Here is a 17,169-nt window from a genome sequence, read left to right as displayed (position 1 = left end):
CGGATCCGCCCAAGCCACCCGCCGCCACGACCGTTTCGGCCATGAAGGTGATCGTCGTAGGAGCCGGCGTGGTGGGAACCATGCACGCCTGGCACGCAGTGGAACGCGGCCATGAGGTCGTACACATCGAGCGCGAGGCGGAGGCGCGCGGAGCATCCCTCCGCAACTTCGGCCAGATCTGGGTGAGCGGACGCGCGGGCGGGGAGGAGCTCGACACCGCCCTGCGCGCCCGCGAACTGTGGGAGGGCATCGGGGCCCGCGTCCCCGGGCTCGGCTTCCGGGCCATCGGCTCCCTCACCCCCGTACGCAACGACCTGGAACTGGCCGTCGCCGAGGCCGCCCTCGCGCGGCCCGACGCCGCCGCCCGCGGCTACAAGCTGCTGACGGCGGACGAGGCCCGCGCGGTCAACCCCGCCCTCCGAGGGGCGTTCGAGGCCGCCCTCTGGTGCGAGCGGGACGCGGCCGTCGAGCCGCGACTCGCCCAACTCGCCCTCCGCGAGGCGCTGCTGGCCACCGGGAAGTACACCTTCCTGCCGAACCGCGAGGTCCGGGACGTCGTCGGCAGGGGCGCCGTCCGCGACGACCGGGGCGAGACGCACACCGGCGACGCCGTCGTCCTGTGCACCGGCGCCTGGCTCTCCGGCCTCGTCCGCGAGGTCGCCGGCGAGATACCCGTCCGCCGGGTCCGGCTCCAGATGATGCAGACCGAGCCCCTCGGCGAGCCGCTCACCACCTCCGTTGCCGACGCCGACTCCTTCCGCTACTACCCGGCGTACGCCTCCGAGGCGCTCGACGCGCTCAACTCCGGTCAGCCGCAGGACCCGACCGCCGCCGCCCACAAGATGCAGCTCCTCATGGTGCAGCGGCTCGACGGCGGACTGACCATCGGCGACACCCACGAGTACGAGCACCCCTTCGCCTTCGACACCCTCGAAGACCCCTACGAGCACCTCACCCGCGTCGTCGAGTCCTTCCTCGGCCGACCGTTGCCGAAGGTCAAGCGCCGCTGGGCCGGGGTGTACGCGCAGTGCGTCGACACCAGCCGGGTCGTGCACCGCCAGCAGGTCGGCGACGGCGTGTGGCTGGTGACCGGGCCCGGCGGGCGCGGCATGACCTGCTCGCCCGCCATCGCCGAGACGACCGCGAACGAACTGGGCTGGTGACACCGATGACCGAGAACAACCCGATGAACCTCGTCGTCCTCGACATGGCCGGGACGACCGTCGCCGACGGCGGCCTCGTCGAGCGGGCCTTCGGAGCCGCCGCCGAGCGCCTCGGCGAGGACCCCGCCACGATGATCGACTACGTCCGCGCCACCATGGGCGAGTCCAAGATCTCCGTCTTCCGCCACCTCTTCGGCGGCGACGAGAACCGCGCCCAGCAGGCCAACCTCGCCTTCGAGGAGGCCTATGGGGAGCTCGTCTCCGGCGGCCTGATCGCGCCGATCCCCGGCGCCGCCGAGGCCGTCGCCACGCTCAAGGAGCAGGGCAGGACCGTCGTCCTCACCACCGGCTTCGCCAGGGTCACCCAGGACGCCATCCTCGACGCCCTCGGCTGGCGCGACCTCGTCGAGCTGACCCTCTGCCCGGCCGACGCCGGCGGCCGGGGCCGCCCCTACCCGGACATGGTCCTCGCGGCCCTCCTCCGTACGGGCGCGGTCGACGACGTCCGGCGGATCGCGGTCGCGGGCGACACCTCGTACGACATGCTCAGCGGCTCCCGCGCGGGCGCCGGGATCGTGGCGGGCGTCCTCACCGGCGCCCACGGAGAGCTCGCCCTCGAGGAGCACGGCGCCACCCACGTCATCGCCTCGATCGCCGAACTCCCCGCACTCCTCCGGGAGCTGGAGGCATGAACAGCGGCATCCGCTTCGAGGGCGTCTCCGTCGCGTACGGCGGCACCACCGTCCTGGACAGTCTCGACCTGACCGTCGAACCCGGCGAGGTCATGGCCCTCCTCGGGCCCTCGGGATCCGGCAAGACGACCGCGCTGCGGGCCGTCGCCGGGTTCGTGCGGCCGGCCTCCGGGCGGGTGTTCATCGGCGGCCAGGACGTCACCGCCCTCCCGCCGTACAAGCGCGGCATCGGCATGGTCGTCCAGCAGTACGCCCTCTTCCCGCACCTGCGCGTCGACGCCAACGTCGCCTTCGGCCTCAAGGCCCAGAAGGCGCCCAAGGCCGAGATCCCGGCCCGGGTCGCCGAGGCCCTGGAGATGACGGGCATGGCCGCGTACGCGCGCCGCTACCCCCGCGAACTCTCCGGCGGGCAGCAGCAGCGCGTCGCCATCGCCCGCGCCCTCGCGATCCGGCCGCGCGTCCTCCTCCTCGACGAACCGCTCTCCGCCCTCGACGCCCAGCTCCGCTCCGGCATGCTCGCCGAACTGGCCAGGCTGCACCGAGAGTTGCCCGACGTGTCGATCCTGTACGTCACCCACGACCAGGTCGAGGCGCTCACCCTCGCCGACCGGATCGCCGTCATGGACAAGGCTCGGCTCCAGGACTGCGGCACCCCGCAGGACCTGTACCGGCGCCCGCGTACGGAGTTCACGGCGTCGTTCGTCGGCAACGCCAACCTGCTGCCGGTGACGGTCGGCGCGGACGGGGTGGCCTTCGCGGGCACCGAGCTGAAGGTCCCCACGGACCGGGTCGCCTCCGGCGCGAGCGCCACCCTCTGCGTCCGCCCGCACCTGGTCGGCCTCGGCGAAGGACCGAACGCGCTCCGGGGCCGCGTCACCGAAGTCCAGTGGCGCGGCTCCACCCACCGGCTGTACGTCGAGGTCGGCGGCCACCGCGTGAAGGCGGACGTGCGGGAACTCCGCGAGACCCCGGCGCTCGGCACCGAGGTCACGCTCCACTTCGCCCCGCAGGACGCGGTGCTGCTCGGCGCGGGGGTGACCGATGGATAGGGGGCGTCTCGTCGACAGGACGCCCCCTGGCGCCATGAGGATCGTCGCCCCGGCGGCGACGGCCACGAGGACGCCCCGCTCCCTCCCCGCCTGGGTCTGGGCACTGCCCCCCGTCGCCGTCCTCGCGCTCGTCTTCCTCTACCCCCTCGCGCTGGTCGTCCAGGAGTCCCTGGCGCCCGGCGCCTACGCCGACGTCTTCGCCTCCGAGTCCTTCCGCGAGGCCCTCGTCACCACCGTGTGGCTCGCCGTCGCCTCCACGGTCGGCTGCCTCGTCCTCGGCTTCGCGCTCGCGCTCGTGATCGCCTTCGTGCCCTTCCCCGGCGGGAAGGCGGTGGCCAAGTTCATCGACGTCTTCCTCTCCTTCCCGTCGTTCCTGATCACGCTCGCCCTGCTGTTCCTCTACGGCACGGTCGGCATGGCCAACGGCGTCTGGACGGACGTCACCGGCGACCCGACCGGCCCCTTCCAGTTCCTGACCACGCCCTGGGGCGTCCTCCTCGCCGAGATCACGTACTTCACGCCGTTCGTGATGCGCCCGCTCCTCGCCGCGTTCTCGCAACTGGAGACCGCCCAGCTGGAGGTGGCGTCCTCCCTCGGCGCGAGGCCGATCCGCGTCATCCGGCAGGTGATCCTGCCCGAGGCGCTGCCGGCGCTCGCCGCCGGCGGCAGCCTCGTCCTCGTCATGTGCCTCAACGAGTTCGGGATCGTCCTCTTCACCGGCGCCAAGGGCGTCACGACCCTCCCGATGCTCGTCTACAGCAAGGCGATCCTCGAATCCGACTACGCCGCCGCCTGCGTCGTCGCCGTCGTCAACGTCGCGCTCTCCGTCGGCCTCTACGTCCTCTACCGGGGGGTGAGCCGCCGTGCTGGTGCATAGCCGGACCGGCAAGTGGACGGCGTGGGCGCTGTTCGCGGTCCTCTTCGTCCCCCTCTTCGCCCTGCCCCTGCTCGTCATCGTCGCCGCCTCGTTCTCCACCCACTGGTCCGGCGCCTTCCCCTCCGGCCCCACCACCGCCCACTACACGGCGGCCGTGCGCGGGGAATCCCTCCAGGCGCTCACCACCAGCCTGGTCACCGCCGTCACCGCGAGCGTGATCGCCCTGACCGTCGGCACCTGGGCGGCGCTCGCGTCCACCGCGATGGGCAAGCGGGGCCGCCGGATCCTCGACGCGCTGTTCATGCTGCCGGTCGCCGTGCCGTCCGTCGTCGTCGGACTCGCCGTCCTCGTGGCCTTCTCACAGCCGCCGGTACTCCTCAACGGCACGCGCTGGATCGTGATCCTCGCGCACACCGTGCTCGTCACGGCCTTCGCCCACCAGTCGGTCTCGGCGGCCATCCGCCGCCTCGACCCGATGTACGAGCAGGCGGCGGCCAGCCTCGGCGCCCGCCCCTCGTACGTCCTGCTCCGCGTGCGGCTCCCGCTGCTGCTGCCGTCCCTGAACGCGGCGGCCGGGCTCTGCTTCGCCCTGTCCATGGGCGAGCTGAGCGCCACGATGATGCTCTACCCGCCGGACTGGCTGCCGCTTCCGGTGCTCATCTTCACGGCCACCGACCGGGGTTCGCTCTTCACCGGTTCGGCACTCGCCGTGGTCCTCATGGCCGCGACCCTGCTGGCCCTGCTCGCGGTCTCCCGCATCCGCACCAGAGCTTCCTTCCGCTAGCCACACAGCCACACAGCCACACAGTCCCGCAGTCCCGCAGTCCCGCAGCGCCGTAGCCCCGCAGTCCCGCCCGTCACCAGGAGAGAACGACGTTATGCGTACGTACGCCAAGCCGATCGCCGCCGTCACCGGCGCCCTCGCCCTCGCCTCCACGCTCACCGCCTGCGGCGGCTCCTCCGCTGCCTCCGACGAGAAGATCGTCACCGTCTACAGCGCCGACGGCCTCAAGGGCGAGGCGGGCGACGGCTGGTACGACAAGGTCTTCAAGGACTTCGAGAAGAAGACCGGCATCAAGGTCAAGTACGTCGAGGGCGGCTCCGGCGAGATGGTGCAGCGCGCCCTCCGCGAGAAGAGCAACACCCAGGCCGACGTCATCGTGACCCTGCCGCCCTTCATCCAGCAGGCCGACTCCAAGGGCCTGCTCCAGGCGTACGAGCCCCAGGGCGCCGACCAGGTCGGCGGCGGCGACAAGTCCGGCGACGGCAAGTGGACCTCGGTCGTCAACAACTACTTCGGCTTCATCCACAACAAGAAGGAGCTGCCCGCCGCCCCCAAGAGCTGGGAGGAGCTGCTCGACGCGAAGTACAAGAACAAGCTCCAGTACTCGACCCCCGGCGTCGCGGGCGACGGCACCGCCGTCCTCATCAAGGCCATGCACGACTTCGGCGGCCAGGAGCCGGCCATGGAGTACCTGAAGAAGCTCCAGGCCAACAACGTCGGCCCGTCCTCCTCCACCTCCAAGCTCGCCCCGAAGGTCGACAAGGGCGAGCTGCTCGTCGCCAACGGCGACGTCCAGATGAACTTCGCCCAGGCCCGGTCCATGCCGAACCTCGGCATCTGGTTCCCGGCGAAGGGCGCCGGCAAGCCGACCACCTTCGCCCTGCCGTACGCGGCGGGCCTGGTCGACAAGGCCCCGCACGCCGACAACGGCAAGAAGCTCCTCGACTTCATGCTGAGCGAGCAGGCCCAGCGCGAGGTCAGCGCGATCGGCGGCGGCTTCCCGGCCCGCAAGGACGTCAAGCCCACCGACGCCAACGCGATCGAACTCGCCAAGCTCCTCGAAGGCGTCGAGATCTTCGAGCCGGACTGGGCCGACATCGACAAGAACCTCAAGACGTACGTCGACGGATGGAAGTCCGCGACCGGCAGCTGATCGGCAGCCGACCGGCAGCCGATCGGTAGCCAAGAGTTCACCGCACGCCCCTGGAAAGCCTCCGTACATCGCGGAAAGATAACGGGTACGAACCAACGCCCCTGAGAAATCAGGGGCGTTGGCGCGCGTCCGCCCCTATCGACCTCTGACGGAGGACTCCGACATGCCGATCAACGGCATCTCCCGCCGCACCGTGCTCGCCGCCGCGGGCGCCACCGCGGCCGTCGCCGCCACCGGCGCGCTCACCGCCCCCGCCGCCCACGCGGCCACCACCGCCGCCCCCACGCTCCCCAACGGCACCAGCAAGGACAAGGTGCTCGTCGTCGGCATGGACGGCCTGCGGTACGACAGGATCGACGCCGCCAAGGCCCCGCACCTCAAGTCCCTGATGACGAACGGCACGTTCGGCCGCTCCCTGCTCTACGCGAACCCGATGGCCGCGACCTCCTCCGGCCCCGGCTGGTCCACCATCTCCACCGGTGTCTGGCCCGACAAGCACGGCGTGAAGGACAACACCTTCACCGGCAAGAACTACGGCCAGTACCCCGGCTTCCTCGCCCGGCTGCACCAGGTCCGCCCCGAGCTCTCGCTCTTCGCCGCCGTCGACTGGCCCGAGCTGGACACCCACGGCACGGTCACCCCCGGCGCCGACGCCAAGCTCGTCTACAACAACAACTACGTGGTCAACGACCTGGTGATCACCGAAGCGACGGAGGACATCCTCCGCAACCAGAACCCCGACGTCCTCTTCGTCTACTTCGGCGAGACCGACGAGATCGGCCACAACTACGGCGCCGCGCACAGCAGGTACCTCGACGCCATCGACGTCCAGGACGCCTACCTCGGCCGCCTCCTCACCGCGATCAAGGCCCGCCCCGCGTACGCCACGGAACGCTGGACGGTCATCGTCACCACCGACCACGGCCACACCGACGGCGGCGGCCACGGCGGCTCCGCCATCGAGGAGCGCCGCACGTTCGTCCTCGCCCAGGGCCCCGGCATCGCCGCCGGCGCCCGCCCGATCGACACCCGGCTCGTCGACGTCGCCGCCACCGTCTTCCACCAGCTCGGCATCGTCCCCTCCCCGTCCTGGGGCCTCGACGGCAAGCCGATCCAGCAGCGCTCGACCGACGCCTTCGACAGCCTGTACGGCTCTCTCACCGGCCGTGTCGACGAGACCGGCATCCCCGCCGGGATCCTCGGCTTCACCCACACCGCGCCCAGCGGCTGGTCCGTCGTCAACAACGCCATGGGCACCGGCGGCATGACCGAGTGGCGCGGCTGGTCCTTCGCCACCGACGAGTTCTGGTCCCGCGCCCAGCGTGACCAGTCCCGCGAGCTCAACGTCCGTGCCCGGGGCGTCTTCGCCGTCGCCGACTCCGACGAGTGGGCCGACAAGTCCTTCTCGGGTCCGTACGACTCGACCCTGGTCACCCCGGCGTACAGCGTCGCGGGCGCGACCCGGGCCATGCTCGACTTCACGACCTTCTACCGCCAGGAGGGCAGCCAGACCGCGCAGGTCCTGGCGAGCTTCAACGGCGGCACCCCGACGGTCGTCAAGAGCTACACCTCCGACGTGATCTCCCAGCCGCAGTCGCTGACGGTGAACGTCCCCGCCGGGACGTCCAGCGTGAGCTTCCGCTTCCGCTACACCGGTGCCAACAACTGGTACTGGACGATCGACGGCGTCAAGGTCACGGCTTCCTGATCACCGACGGGGTCAGGACCAGCGCATCCTGACTACCCTGGGGGCGTCGCCACAGCGCTGTCGCGGCGCCCCCAGCACACCGCACGTCTGTACGGCAGGAGTCCCGCACCCATGGCAGAGCGCAAGCCGATCGAATCCTGGCTGACCGACATGGACGGCGTCCTCATCCACGAGGGCGTCCCGATCCCCGGCGCCGACGCGTTCATCAAGAAGCTGCGGGAGACCGGGAAGCCCTTCCTGGTGCTCACGAACAACTCGATGTACACCGCCCGCGACCTGCACGCACGCCTCTTCCGGATGGGCCTCGAAGTCCCCGTCGAGAACATCTGGACCTCGGCCCTCGCCACCGCCAAGTTCCTCGACGACCAGCGCCCCGGCGGCACCGCGTACGTCATCGGCGAGGCCGGCCTCACCACCGCGCTGCACGACATCGGCTACGTCCTCACCGACCACGCCCCGGACTACGTGGTCCTCGGCGAGACCCGGACGTACTCCTTCGAGGCCATGACCAAGGCCGTACGGCTCATCAACGGCGGCGCCCGCTTCATCTGCACCAACCCCGACGAGACCGGCCCCTCCCTGGAGGGCCCGCTCCCGGCCACCGGCTCCGTCGCCGCGCTCATCACGAAGGCCACCGGCAAGGAGCCGTACTTCGCGGGCAAGCCGAACCCGCTCATGATGCGCACCGGCCTCAACGCGATCGGCGCCCACTCCGAGTCCAGCGCGATGATCGGCGACCGGATGGACACCGACATCCTGGCCGGTCTTGAGGCGGGCATGCAGACCTTCCTGGTCCTGACCGGCCTGACCAGCAAGGCCGAGATCGACCGCTTCCCGTTCCGCCCGTCCAAGATCGTGAACTCGATCGCGGACATCGTCGACCGCGTCTGAGGCCCCTCCCGGCTCCCCCTGCGGATGCGAAGAGCGCCGATCCGGGTGACCCTGCCAGTACCAGGAGGTCACGATGCGTTCAGGTCCCATTGCTCTCCGTGCCGCGGGGGCGGCCGTCGTACTCGTACTGGCACCCACGGCCGGTAGCGCGTACGCCCACGACGGGGTGAAGGCCACCGTCACCCCGTCCACCGCCTCGCCCGGCGCCGACGTCGACGTCCGCGTCAAGGGCTGCAAGGGCACGACCGGTGCCGCGAAGTCCCAGGCGTTCGTCGCCGACGTGGAGCTCACCGGCAGGGACGGCGGGGGCTCCCCGCTGTTCGGGGACACCACGATCAAGTCCGGACTCGAGGACGGTACGTACAAGGTCACCGTGACCTGCGACGGCCACGACCACCGGGACGTCGGCACGGTGCAGGTCAAGCACCACAAGCCGACCGAGAAGCCGACTCACAGGCCGACCGAGAAGCCCACGCACAAGCCGACCGAGAAGCCGACGCACCACGCGAGCCCGGTCGCCCCGGTCCGTGCGGGCGGCGGCGGCACCGCCGCCTTCGCCGCCCCGGCCGCCCCCGGAGTCGCCCAGACCACGACCGAGAGCGGCCTCGGCACCCCGTACACCCTGCTCGGCCTCGGCATGGCTGCGATCGCGGCCGTGGCGGTCGCCTTCCGCAGCTCCCGCCGCCGCGCCGCCGGCTCCGGCTCCGGCACGGGCACGGGCTCGGGCTCGGGCTCGGACTGAGGGGTGCCGTCCGGAACCCGCCCGGCGGGCACCGGGCGGCTCGTCACCGGTGTCGCCTGGGCGCTGCTGCTCCTCGGGCTCTGGCTCTGGGGCCGCGAGGTCAGCGAGGGCCCCGGGGGCAGCTCCGCGCCCACCCACGGCGACATCGCCGCCGTCGGCAGGCCGCTCGGCGTGGCGCTGCCCCCGGCCCACGCGCCGCTCGCCCCCGCCGCACCCCGGCGGGTGGAGGTCCCGTCCCTCGGCATCGCCGCGCCCGTCGTGGCGCGCGGCCTGGACGGTACGGGCGCGATCGACCCGCCGCCCTTCGCGATGCCGCACACGGTGGGCTGGTTCGGCGCCGGCACCGCTCCGGGTGCGGCCGGGGCCGCCCTCCTCGTCGGCCACGTCGACACCGACACCCGCCCGGCGGTCTTCTACGGCCTGAGCGCGGCCCGCCCCGGTGCGAAGGTCCGGGTCACCCGGACGGACGGCACGGTCGCCGAGTTCACGGTCGACGACGTCCAGGTCTTCCCGCGCGAGCACTTCGACGCGACCAAGGTCTACGGCCGGCGCGAACCCGGCCGCGCCGAACTCCGCCTGATCACCTGCGGCGGCACCTTCGACCGCACGGCCGGTACGTACTCGGCGAACGTGGTCGTCTCGGCGTACCTCACGGGCACGGGGAGTACCTGAGGTCCCGGCGACCGGGCCCGGCCGGTGGCTCGCGTCCCGCGGCACCACCGGCCGGTCCAGTCCTCGACCACGGGGCTCACGGGCGGCGGGAGGAGCCCGGTGCCGGCCGCGGGAGGTCGGGGTTCCGGAAACTGTAGAGGCCCTGCCTCGCCCGGCCCAGAGGGCTGTCGTGTCACGATGACGGCGACCGCTCCGTACGTGCCGAGGCGTCCCGAATGTCCGTATCTCCCTGCGCGCGTCGTGCGGGACCCACCCTCCCGGCTCTCGCGCCCGCGTGCCTCCTCGCCGCCGGCTGTACGCCCCCGGCCGCCCCGCGCGCCACGATCGACCCCCGCGCCACGAGCGCCCCCCACGCCACGATCGATCCGCCCGCCGCGAGAGGCGATCCGCCCGCCGGGAGAAGCGACCCGCCCGCCGGGAGAAGCGCCCCCGCTCCCACCCGGCCCGCCGCCGGGGCGGCCCGCGCCCCGACCCCGTCCGCCCCCACCCCCCACTGGGTGACCCCCGACGGCAAGGCCGCCCGGCAGCTGGCCGCGCACCTCGCCGCGGGCCGTACCGCCGAGGCCGAACTCCTGCGGCGGATCGCCTCACGGCCGGTGGCCGAGTGGATCGGCTCCGACCGGCCCGAGGCCGAGACCCGCGCCGTCACCGAGGCCGCCACCCGCGCCGGCCGCGAGGCGCTCCTCGTCCCCTACGGCATCCCGCACCGCGACTGCGGCCGGCACTCGGCGCGCGGCGCGCGACCGTCGTCCTGGAACCGGACGCCGTGACGCGGCCCGCTCCAGGAGCGGGGATCGCCGAGTCCGACGGCTTCGCGGTCAACGTCTCGAACTTCCGGACGACCGCGGCGAGCACCACCTACGGCCGACAGCCGCGGCCCGAGGGCGGGTGAGTGGTGCGACGCGTACGCGCTGGAACTCGCCCGCAACACCGGGTAGTTCGGGCGGGGGAGAGACCCCGAGAACGACCAAGACCCCCTCACCGTAAGTGAGGGGGTCTTGACTCTGCGTGCGCCGCCAGGGACTCGAACCCCGGACCCGCTGATTAAGAGTCAGCTGCTCTAACCAACTGAGCTAGCGGCGCCTGCTGACAGAGAGAACTCTACCGGACCTGGAGGCGTGCTCCTGACCAATATCGATCGCGTCCGGCCTGTCGGATGGTCGTACTGGGCCTTCGATCCGTCAAAATGCGATTTGTCCAGACAGTTGAGACACTGACGCCCAAACCGAGGGTCAAAAGATCTTGACGAGTGTGGAGGGGAATCGCATGAGCGTGCCGGTCTTCGAGGAGTTCGAGCCCGCGGCCGACTGCGGCTGCCCGGGCTGTGCCCAGCAGCGCCGTGGCCTCGCGCTTGGCCTGCCCGTGCGGGCGGGCGGCCACCCGGCGGCGCACGGCGCGCGCCGCGCGCTGGTCCTGGTGACGGCGGCGGGAGTGGTCCTCGGCGGAGGAGGGGCGGGAGTGGCGACGGCCCTCTCCCGCCCGGCGGAGCCGGTCGGACCGATGGGCCCGTTCACCCCGGCGGACGTGGACGCGGGTCCGGGTGCGGGCGCGGACGTGGAGATGGACGCGGCGGTCCTGCGGGAGCGGTCGGCCGCGGACGCCGCCGACCACGTGAGTCCCTGGCCCGCGCCGGACACCCCGCAGGGCGGGCGGGAGCCGCTGCACGGAGCGCCGGGTCCCGGCTCCCAGCCCTCCCCGGCGCCGACCCCGCCCCCCGGCACGGGCACGGGCACGGCGACCCCGACGACCAGTCAGATCTCGACGGGCACGCTGCGGCAGACGACCCGGGCCGAGATCATCAACCGCGCCAAGCTGTGGGTGACCGCACAGGTCCCGTACTCCATGGAGAAGTACTGGTCGGACGGGTACCGCCAGGACTGCTCCGGCTACATCTCGATGGCCTGGAACCTGCGCAGCAACGAGTGGACCGGGAGCCTCGACCGCTTCGCCGAGCGGATCGACCGCACCGAGCTCCAGCCCGGCGACATCCTGCTGTTCCACAACCCGGCCAACCCGACGCGCGGCTCGCACGTCACGATCTTCGGCGGCTGGACCGACTACACCCACACCTCGTACATCGCGTACGAGCAGACCAAGCCGCGCACGCGGAAGCAGGCGACGCCGATGGCGTACTGGGAGAACTCCGACCGGTACGTCGCCTACCGCTACAAGGCCGTGGTGAGCGGCGGCAGCGGGGGCGGCACGACCGGCGGAGGTTCAAAGCCGACGACGCCGACCACGCCGACGACACCCGCGACCCTGTACCCGGGCGCGGGGAAGTTCGGCCCGGGCGCGAACAACCCCCACGTCACCCAGCTCGGCAAGCTCCTCGTCGAGCGCGGCGGCAAGAAGTACTACAGCGAGGGACCGGGGCCGAAGTGGGGCGAGGCGGACCGGCGCGCGACCCAGGCGTTCCAGTTGGCGCAGGGCTGGAAGGGCAAGGAAGCGGACGGCCTGCCCGGGCCGCAGACGTGGCGGCTCCTCGTCACCGGCAAGGGCAAGGACATCGGCGGATCGGGTGGTTCGGGCGGTTCGAGCGCGAATGCGACGGGGTTCCCCGGGCGTGGCTACTTCCGTCCGGGCCAATCCAACGCATATGTGGAGAAGCTGGGCAAACAACTGGTGAAGCGGGGATTCGGCAAGCACTACCTGTCGGGACCCGGTCCGCGCTGGACGGAGGCGGACCGCCGCAACGTCGAGGCGTTCCAGCGGGCTCAGGGCTGGCGCGGCGGAGCGGCCGACGGCTACCCGGGCCCGGAGACCTGGCGGCGCTTGTTCCGATGACCCCGAGAGCATGAGGTGGACCCGAATGACCGCATCGACCCCGACCCCCGCGGACTCCGGCGCGGCGGCCTCGCGTGACGCGGCCCGCACGGCCAGACGCCTGACGGACGGCACCCTTCCCCGCACGTCACCACAGCCGGGCGGGGGACCGGTACCGCCCGTCATCACCACAGAGCCGAACCGTCCCCCGACACCACTCGCGCCGGCGGCCTCCCTGGCCGCCGGCCCGCCGCCGACCGCGCTCGCCCCGGCGGACGACCCGGTGGCCGACAAGCCGACGGGTGACCCGGCAGCGCCGGTCCCGGCCCCCGTCGAGGACACGGGGCCGCCCGCCCGCACGGGGCCGCCCGCCCCGGCGAGCACCACGGGGGGTACGCCGACGGACGCGCCCACCCACGTGGGGCCGGTGTTCATCGCGCCGGCGCCCGCGCCCGCCTCTTCGGGTCCCGCGACGGTCCCGCCGACGAGCGCACCCGCCTCCTCGGATCCGGCCGCGGGCCCGAGGACGGGTCCGCTCGGCGCGGTCACCGCCTCGGTGATCAGCAAGGTCACCGGCTCGGTCATCGGTACGCCGACAGTCGCGCGTACGCCGGCGGGCTCGGCCGGTGAGACGCCGGCCGCCGACCGTACGCCGGCCGCCGACCGCCCGGCGGCCCCCCAGGGAGAGGCGCACCCCGAGGGAGAGGCGACAACCTCCGAGCGAGAGGCGCCCCCCGAGGGCGAGGCGACCCCCGTCGGGCCGCTCCCGGACTCCTCCCCGAAGGCACCCGCGGTGGTGCCCGTGCCCCCGGTCGCCGCCAAGGTCTCCGTGGTCAAGAAGCGCGTCGACGTGCCCGACTTCGCTCGGATCACGGATGCGCGGGTCGCCGCGCTCGCCGTGCCCGTCGCCGGTGTCGTACGGGTCGCGCGGCGGAAGAACGTGATCGGCGCCGAGACCACCGGCTCCATCCCCGTGCACCTGCTCTTCAGGGACGAGCCGGGTGGCGGCGCCACCGCCACGGCCCCCGGCGCGCTCGGGGACGACGGAGGTCCCGACACCGTCGCGATGCCCGCGACCGCCGCCCCGGCGAAGAACGGCAAGGCCGCCATCCCGGCGCCCGCGAAGACGCAGACGAAGAAGCAGACGAAGACATCGAACCGGTCGGGCCCCAAGGACCACCCCCACCCCCACTCCCATCCCCATGCCCAAGCCCAGAAGCAGAAGCAGCCCCGGGCCAAGGCCCGCCCCGCTCCCACCGCCGATCCCGATCTCGTCGAGCGGCCGGGCCCGGTGCTGCCGGGCTGGGTCGGCGCGGCGGGCGGCGCCCTCGCGCTCGCCGGCTGCGCGGCGGTCGTGTGGTGGACCGGGGCCGTGCCCGCGGAGGCGGCGCGGATGCTGCGGCTGCCGGCCCGCCCGTACCACGGCATCCACCTCGGCCAGTGGGCGCTGCTCGCGCTCGGCGTCGTCGCCACCCTCTTCGCCGTCGGCGGTCTCGGCCGCGGCCGGGTCGGTTACGCCTGGGTCCTGACCCTCTTCGGCGACTACCGCGGCACCGTCCGCCGTACGGGCCTGGTCTGGGTCAGCCCGCTCCTGCTCCGCCGTCGCGTCGACGTCCGGCTCCGGCACTGGCGCAGTGAGCCGCTGCCCGCGGTCGACGCCAAGGGCACGGCCCTGGACGTCGTCGTCCTCGTCGTCTGGCGGGTCCGGGACACCGTCCGTGCCGCGCTGGGCGTCGACGGCCACGAGGAGTACCTGCGGGAGCAGGTGGAGGCGGCGATGGCCCGGGTGCTGTCGCAGCTTCCGGCGGACGCCTTCCACGAGGACGCCCCGACGCTCCGGGACGCCGAGGCGGTCGGCGAGGCCCTGACGCGGATGCTGTCGGCGGAGTGCGCCCCGGTCGGGGTCGACGTCTTCTCGGCGCAGCCGACGCGGATCGAGTACGCCCCCGAGGTCGCGGCGGCGATGCAGCGGCGCCGGATCGCGGCGATCGACGCGAAGCACCGGGACAGTGTCCTGACGTCGGTGGTGGACGCGGTGGACGACGTGGTCCACCGGCTGACCAGTCGTGGTCTGGTGGAACTGGACGACTACGAGCGCAAGACGCTGGTCAAGGATCTGACGGTGGCGTTCTACACGGGCAGGACGGCGCCCGCCGAGGGCGCCTGAGGGGATGGACATGTTCAACTTCCGTCCATACCTTGGTACTTGGTCCAGACCAAAATGAGTCACCCGCACCACACCCAGTACGACCGCGAGACCGCAAGACCGCACGCGTGCGCACGGCCCAACGGAACTCCCCCACGTTCTCCTGGAGCGACAGCATGCACATGCGCAAGAAGTCAGTCGGGGCGGCGGTGGTGGCGCTCGGCGTCGCCGGCGCCTCCCTCCTCGCCACCGGCAGCGCGGGCAGCCACGGCTACACCGACTCGCCGATCAGCCGTCAGAAGCTCTGCGCCAACGGCACCGTGACCAACTGCGGCTCCATCCAGTGGGAGCCGCAGTCGGTCGAGGGCCTCAAGGGCTTCCCCGCCGCCGGACCCGCCGACGGCAAGATCTGCTCCGCCGGACTCACCCAGTTCGCCCAGCTCGACGACCCCCGGGGCGGCGCCTGGCCGACCACGAGCCTCACGGCGGGGCAGAGCCACAGCTTCCGCTGGCAGTTCACGGCCCGGCACCGCACCACCGACTTCAAGTACTACATCACCAAGAACGGCTGGAACCCGAGTCAGAAGCTGACCCGGGCCGCGCTCGACCCCCAGCCGTTCCTCACCGTCCCCTACAACAACCAGCAGCCGCCGGCGACCCTCTCGCACTCCGGGACCCTCCCGGCGGGCAAGACGGGCCGTCACCTGATCCTGGCGGTGTGGACGATCGCGGACACCGCGAACGCCTTCTACGCCTGCTCGGACGTCAAGTTCTGAGGCATTCAGTTCTGACGGTACGTCAGTTACAGTCCGGGCCATGAGTGGGAGTGGTGCGGACACCGTCGCGGAGCTCGTACGGCGCCAATGGGGCGACCACCGGATCGGCCTGAGGGACGAGCACCACACCCTCAGCCACCACGAGGTCGCCGCGGGCGCCGCCGCGCGGGCCGCACTGCTCGTGGACCTGATGCCACCCCTGCCGGGGCGCGAGCCGCACCTCGGCATCCTGCTCGACAACACGCCGGAGTACCCGCTCTGGCTCAGCGCGGCGGCCCTCGCGGGGGCCGCCGTCGCCGGGATCAACCCGACCCGGCGCGGCGCCGAACTCGCCCGGGACATCCGCCACACCGACTGCCGGATCCTGGTCACCCAGCGCGCCCACCTGCCGCTCCTCGACGGCCTCCCGCTGCCGGGGCTGCGCATCCTCGTCACCGACACCGACGCCTACCGGGAGCTCCTCGCGCCCTACGGGGACGCCCGACCGGGAGACGCCACCCTCGGTCCCGTACGCCCTGGCAGCCGCTTCCTGCTCTCCTTCACCTCCGGCTCGACGGGCGCGCCCAAGGCCGCGCTCTGCAGCCAGGGGCGCCTCGCGGCCGCCGGCGCCTCGCTCGTCGCCCACTTCGGCGTACGCCGCGAGGACGTCCACTACGTCTGCATGCCGATGTTCCACGGCAACGCGGTGATCGCGGACTGGGCGCCCGCGCTCTCCGCCGGCGCGGGAGTGGCGCTCCGGGCCCGCTTCTCCGCCTCCGGCTTCCTCCCCGACGTACGCCGCTTCGGCGCCACCTACTTCACGTACGTGGGCCGCGCCGTGCAGTACCTGCTCGCCACCCCGCCCGGCCCGGACGACCGCGCGCACCCGCTGCGCCTCGGCTTCGGCACGGAGGCCGGGGCGGTCGACGCCGCCCGCTTCCGGGAGCGGTTCGGGGTCCCGCTCGTCGAGGGGTACGGCTCCTCCGAGGGCGGCGCGGCGATCCAGCGGACCCCCGACACCCCGACCGGGGCGATCGGGCGGGCCGCGGCGGGCGACGACCTGGCCGTACTGGACGCGGAGACCGGCAAGGAGTGCGCACCGGCCCGCTTCTCGCCGACGGGGCGGCTCCTCAACGTGGACGAGGCGGTCGGCGAGCTCGTCAACCGGGGCCGCAACCCCTTCGAGGGCTACTGGCGCAACCCCGAGGCGGAGGCGGTCCGGCTGCGCGGCGGCTGGTACTGGACGGGCGACCTCTTCTACCGGGACGAGGCCGGCTTCCTCTACTTCGCGGGCCGTACGGACGACCGGCTGCGGGTCGACAGCGAGAACCTGGCGGCGGCGATGATCGAGAACATCCTCGCCCGCTGGGACCGGGTCGCCGGGGTGGCGGTGTACGCGGTACCGGACCCGGTGGCCGGCGACCAGGTCATGGCGGCGCTGGCCCTGCGCGAGGGGGCCGTCTTCGACCCGTCGGAATTCGCGGCCTTCCTCGCCGCGCAGCCGGACCTGGGCACGAAGATGCCGCCGCGCTTCGTCCGCGTGATGCGCGAGCTGCCCCTGACGGCCACCAACAAGATCCACCGCGTGGGCCTGCGCCGGGCGTCCTTCCTCTGCCCGGACCCGGTCTGGTGGCGCCCGACCCCCACCGCCCCGTACGAGCCCCTGACCCCCGAGGCGACCGCCGCTCTCCAGGGGGAGTACGCCCGCCACGACCGCACCCCGACCCAGGAGGCCCGGGGGTAGGGCCGGCCCCACCCCCGCCACACCCCCCTA

Annotated in this window: 16 protein-coding genes and 1 tRNA gene; 16 read left to right on the top strand and 1 reads right to left on the bottom strand. The window is 72.8% G+C overall.

The genetic code is table 11. The features are described 5' to 3' along the window. Nucleotides 1–41: 41 nt before the first annotated feature. From ACFWWU_RS17715 to ACFWWU_RS17660, 12 genes are all read left to right on the top strand, one after another. Complete coding sequence (locus ACFWWU_RS17715; protein WP_384145823.1) at nucleotides 42–1,163, top strand: TIGR03364 family FAD-dependent oxidoreductase; 1,122 nt, start codon at nucleotides 42–44, stop codon at nucleotides 1,161–1,163. A gap of 5 nt (nucleotides 1,164–1,168) precedes the next feature. Further along, complete coding sequence (locus ACFWWU_RS17710; RefSeq protein WP_384145819.1) at nucleotides 1,169–1,855, top strand: phosphonatase-like hydrolase; 687 nt, start codon at nucleotides 1,169–1,171, stop codon at nucleotides 1,853–1,855. Then, nucleotides 1,852–2,904 carry an ABC transporter ATP-binding protein gene (locus ACFWWU_RS17705; RefSeq protein WP_384145816.1) on the top strand — a complete coding sequence of 351 codons (1,053 nt, stop codon included), beginning with the start codon at nucleotides 1,852–1,854 and terminating at the stop codon, nucleotides 2,902–2,904. The genes ACFWWU_RS17710 and ACFWWU_RS17705 overlap by 4 nt, the downstream gene beginning before the upstream one ends. Before the next feature lie 34 nt (nucleotides 2,905–2,938). Then, nucleotides 2,939–3,781 (top strand): 2-aminoethylphosphonate ABC transporter permease subunit, encoded by an 843-nt coding sequence (locus ACFWWU_RS17700; protein WP_384145813.1) that lies wholly within the window; start codon nucleotides 2,939–2,941, stop codon nucleotides 3,779–3,781. After that, the gene (locus ACFWWU_RS17695) at nucleotides 3,768–4,565 is read left to right on the top strand and encodes an ABC transporter permease (protein WP_384145810.1); all 798 of its coding nucleotides are present in this window, start codon (nucleotides 3,768–3,770) and stop codon (nucleotides 4,563–4,565) included. Before ACFWWU_RS17700 ends, ACFWWU_RS17695 begins: the two co-directional genes overlap by 14 nt. 94 nt (nucleotides 4,566–4,659) lie before the next feature. Continuing rightward, a complete protein-coding gene (locus tag ACFWWU_RS17690) occupies nucleotides 4,660–5,718 on the top strand; it encodes a 2-aminoethylphosphonate ABC transporter substrate-binding protein (RefSeq protein WP_384145807.1) in 1,059 nt (352 codons plus the stop codon). Nucleotides 5,719–5,881: 163 nt separating this feature from the next. Continuing rightward, nucleotides 5,882–7,426, top strand: coding sequence for an alkaline phosphatase family protein (locus ACFWWU_RS17685; RefSeq protein ID WP_384145804.1), 1,545 nt, complete (start codon nucleotides 5,882–5,884; stop codon nucleotides 7,424–7,426). Between the two features lie 111 nt (nucleotides 7,427–7,537). Then, nucleotides 7,538–8,317 (top strand): HAD-IIA family hydrolase, encoded by a 780-nt coding sequence (locus ACFWWU_RS17680; protein ID WP_384145802.1) that lies wholly within the window; start codon nucleotides 7,538–7,540, stop codon nucleotides 8,315–8,317. A 73-nt stretch (nucleotides 8,318–8,390) separates the two neighbouring features. Then, nucleotides 8,391–9,059 (top strand): hypothetical protein, encoded by a 669-nt coding sequence (locus tag ACFWWU_RS17675; protein ID WP_384145799.1) that lies wholly within the window; start codon nucleotides 8,391–8,393, stop codon nucleotides 9,057–9,059. A gap of 3 nt (nucleotides 9,060–9,062) precedes the next feature. After that, nucleotides 9,063–9,731 carry a class F sortase gene (locus tag ACFWWU_RS17670; RefSeq protein WP_384145796.1) on the top strand — a complete coding sequence of 223 codons (669 nt, stop codon included), beginning with the start codon at nucleotides 9,063–9,065 and terminating at the stop codon, nucleotides 9,729–9,731. Nucleotides 9,732–9,946: 215 nt separating this feature from the next. After that, entirely contained in the window at nucleotides 9,947–10,501 is a 555-nt protein-coding gene (locus ACFWWU_RS17665; RefSeq protein WP_384145793.1) for a glycoside hydrolase family 6 protein, read from the top strand. Then, a complete protein-coding gene (locus ACFWWU_RS17660) occupies nucleotides 10,498–10,623 on the top strand; it encodes a hypothetical protein (protein WP_384145790.1) in 126 nt (41 codons plus the stop codon). The genes ACFWWU_RS17665 and ACFWWU_RS17660 overlap by 4 nt, the downstream gene beginning before the upstream one ends. Nucleotides 10,624–10,740: 117 nt before the next feature. Here ACFWWU_RS17660 and ACFWWU_RS17655 read toward each other — a convergent pair. Next, nucleotides 10,741–10,814: transfer RNA gene (locus tag ACFWWU_RS17655), tRNA-Lys, on the bottom strand. A 183-nt stretch (nucleotides 10,815–10,997) separates the two neighbouring features. Here ACFWWU_RS17655 and ACFWWU_RS17650 point away from each other — a divergent pair. From ACFWWU_RS17650 to ACFWWU_RS17635, 4 genes are all read left to right on the top strand, one after another. Further along, nucleotides 10,998–12,515: a peptidoglycan-binding protein gene (locus tag ACFWWU_RS17650; RefSeq protein ID WP_384145787.1), complete on the top strand. Its 1,518-nt coding sequence runs from the start codon at nucleotides 10,998–11,000 to the stop codon at nucleotides 12,513–12,515. A 25-nt stretch (nucleotides 12,516–12,540) separates the two neighbouring features. Next, entirely contained in the window at nucleotides 12,541–14,661 is a 2,121-nt protein-coding gene (locus tag ACFWWU_RS17645; RefSeq protein WP_384145784.1) for an SPFH domain-containing protein, read from the top strand. 161 nt (nucleotides 14,662–14,822) lie between these two features. After that, on the top strand, nucleotides 14,823–15,416 hold the full coding sequence (locus tag ACFWWU_RS17640; protein ID WP_384145781.1) for a lytic polysaccharide monooxygenase: 594 nt from the start codon (nucleotides 14,823–14,825) through the stop codon (nucleotides 15,414–15,416). A gap of 40 nt (nucleotides 15,417–15,456) precedes the next feature. Continuing rightward, the gene (locus ACFWWU_RS17635; protein WP_384145778.1) at nucleotides 15,457–17,139 is read left to right on the top strand and encodes an AMP-binding protein; all 1,683 of its coding nucleotides are present in this window, start codon (nucleotides 15,457–15,459) and stop codon (nucleotides 17,137–17,139) included. Nucleotides 17,140–17,169 lie beyond the last annotated feature (30 nt).

The organism is Streptomyces sp. NPDC058650 (assembly GCF_042717315.1).
Classification (GTDB): Bacteria; Actinomycetota; Actinomycetes; order Streptomycetales; family Streptomycetaceae; genus Streptomyces.
The sequence above is the reverse complement of the archived record's forward strand: the minus strand, read 5'-3'. Positions and strand labels throughout refer to the sequence as shown.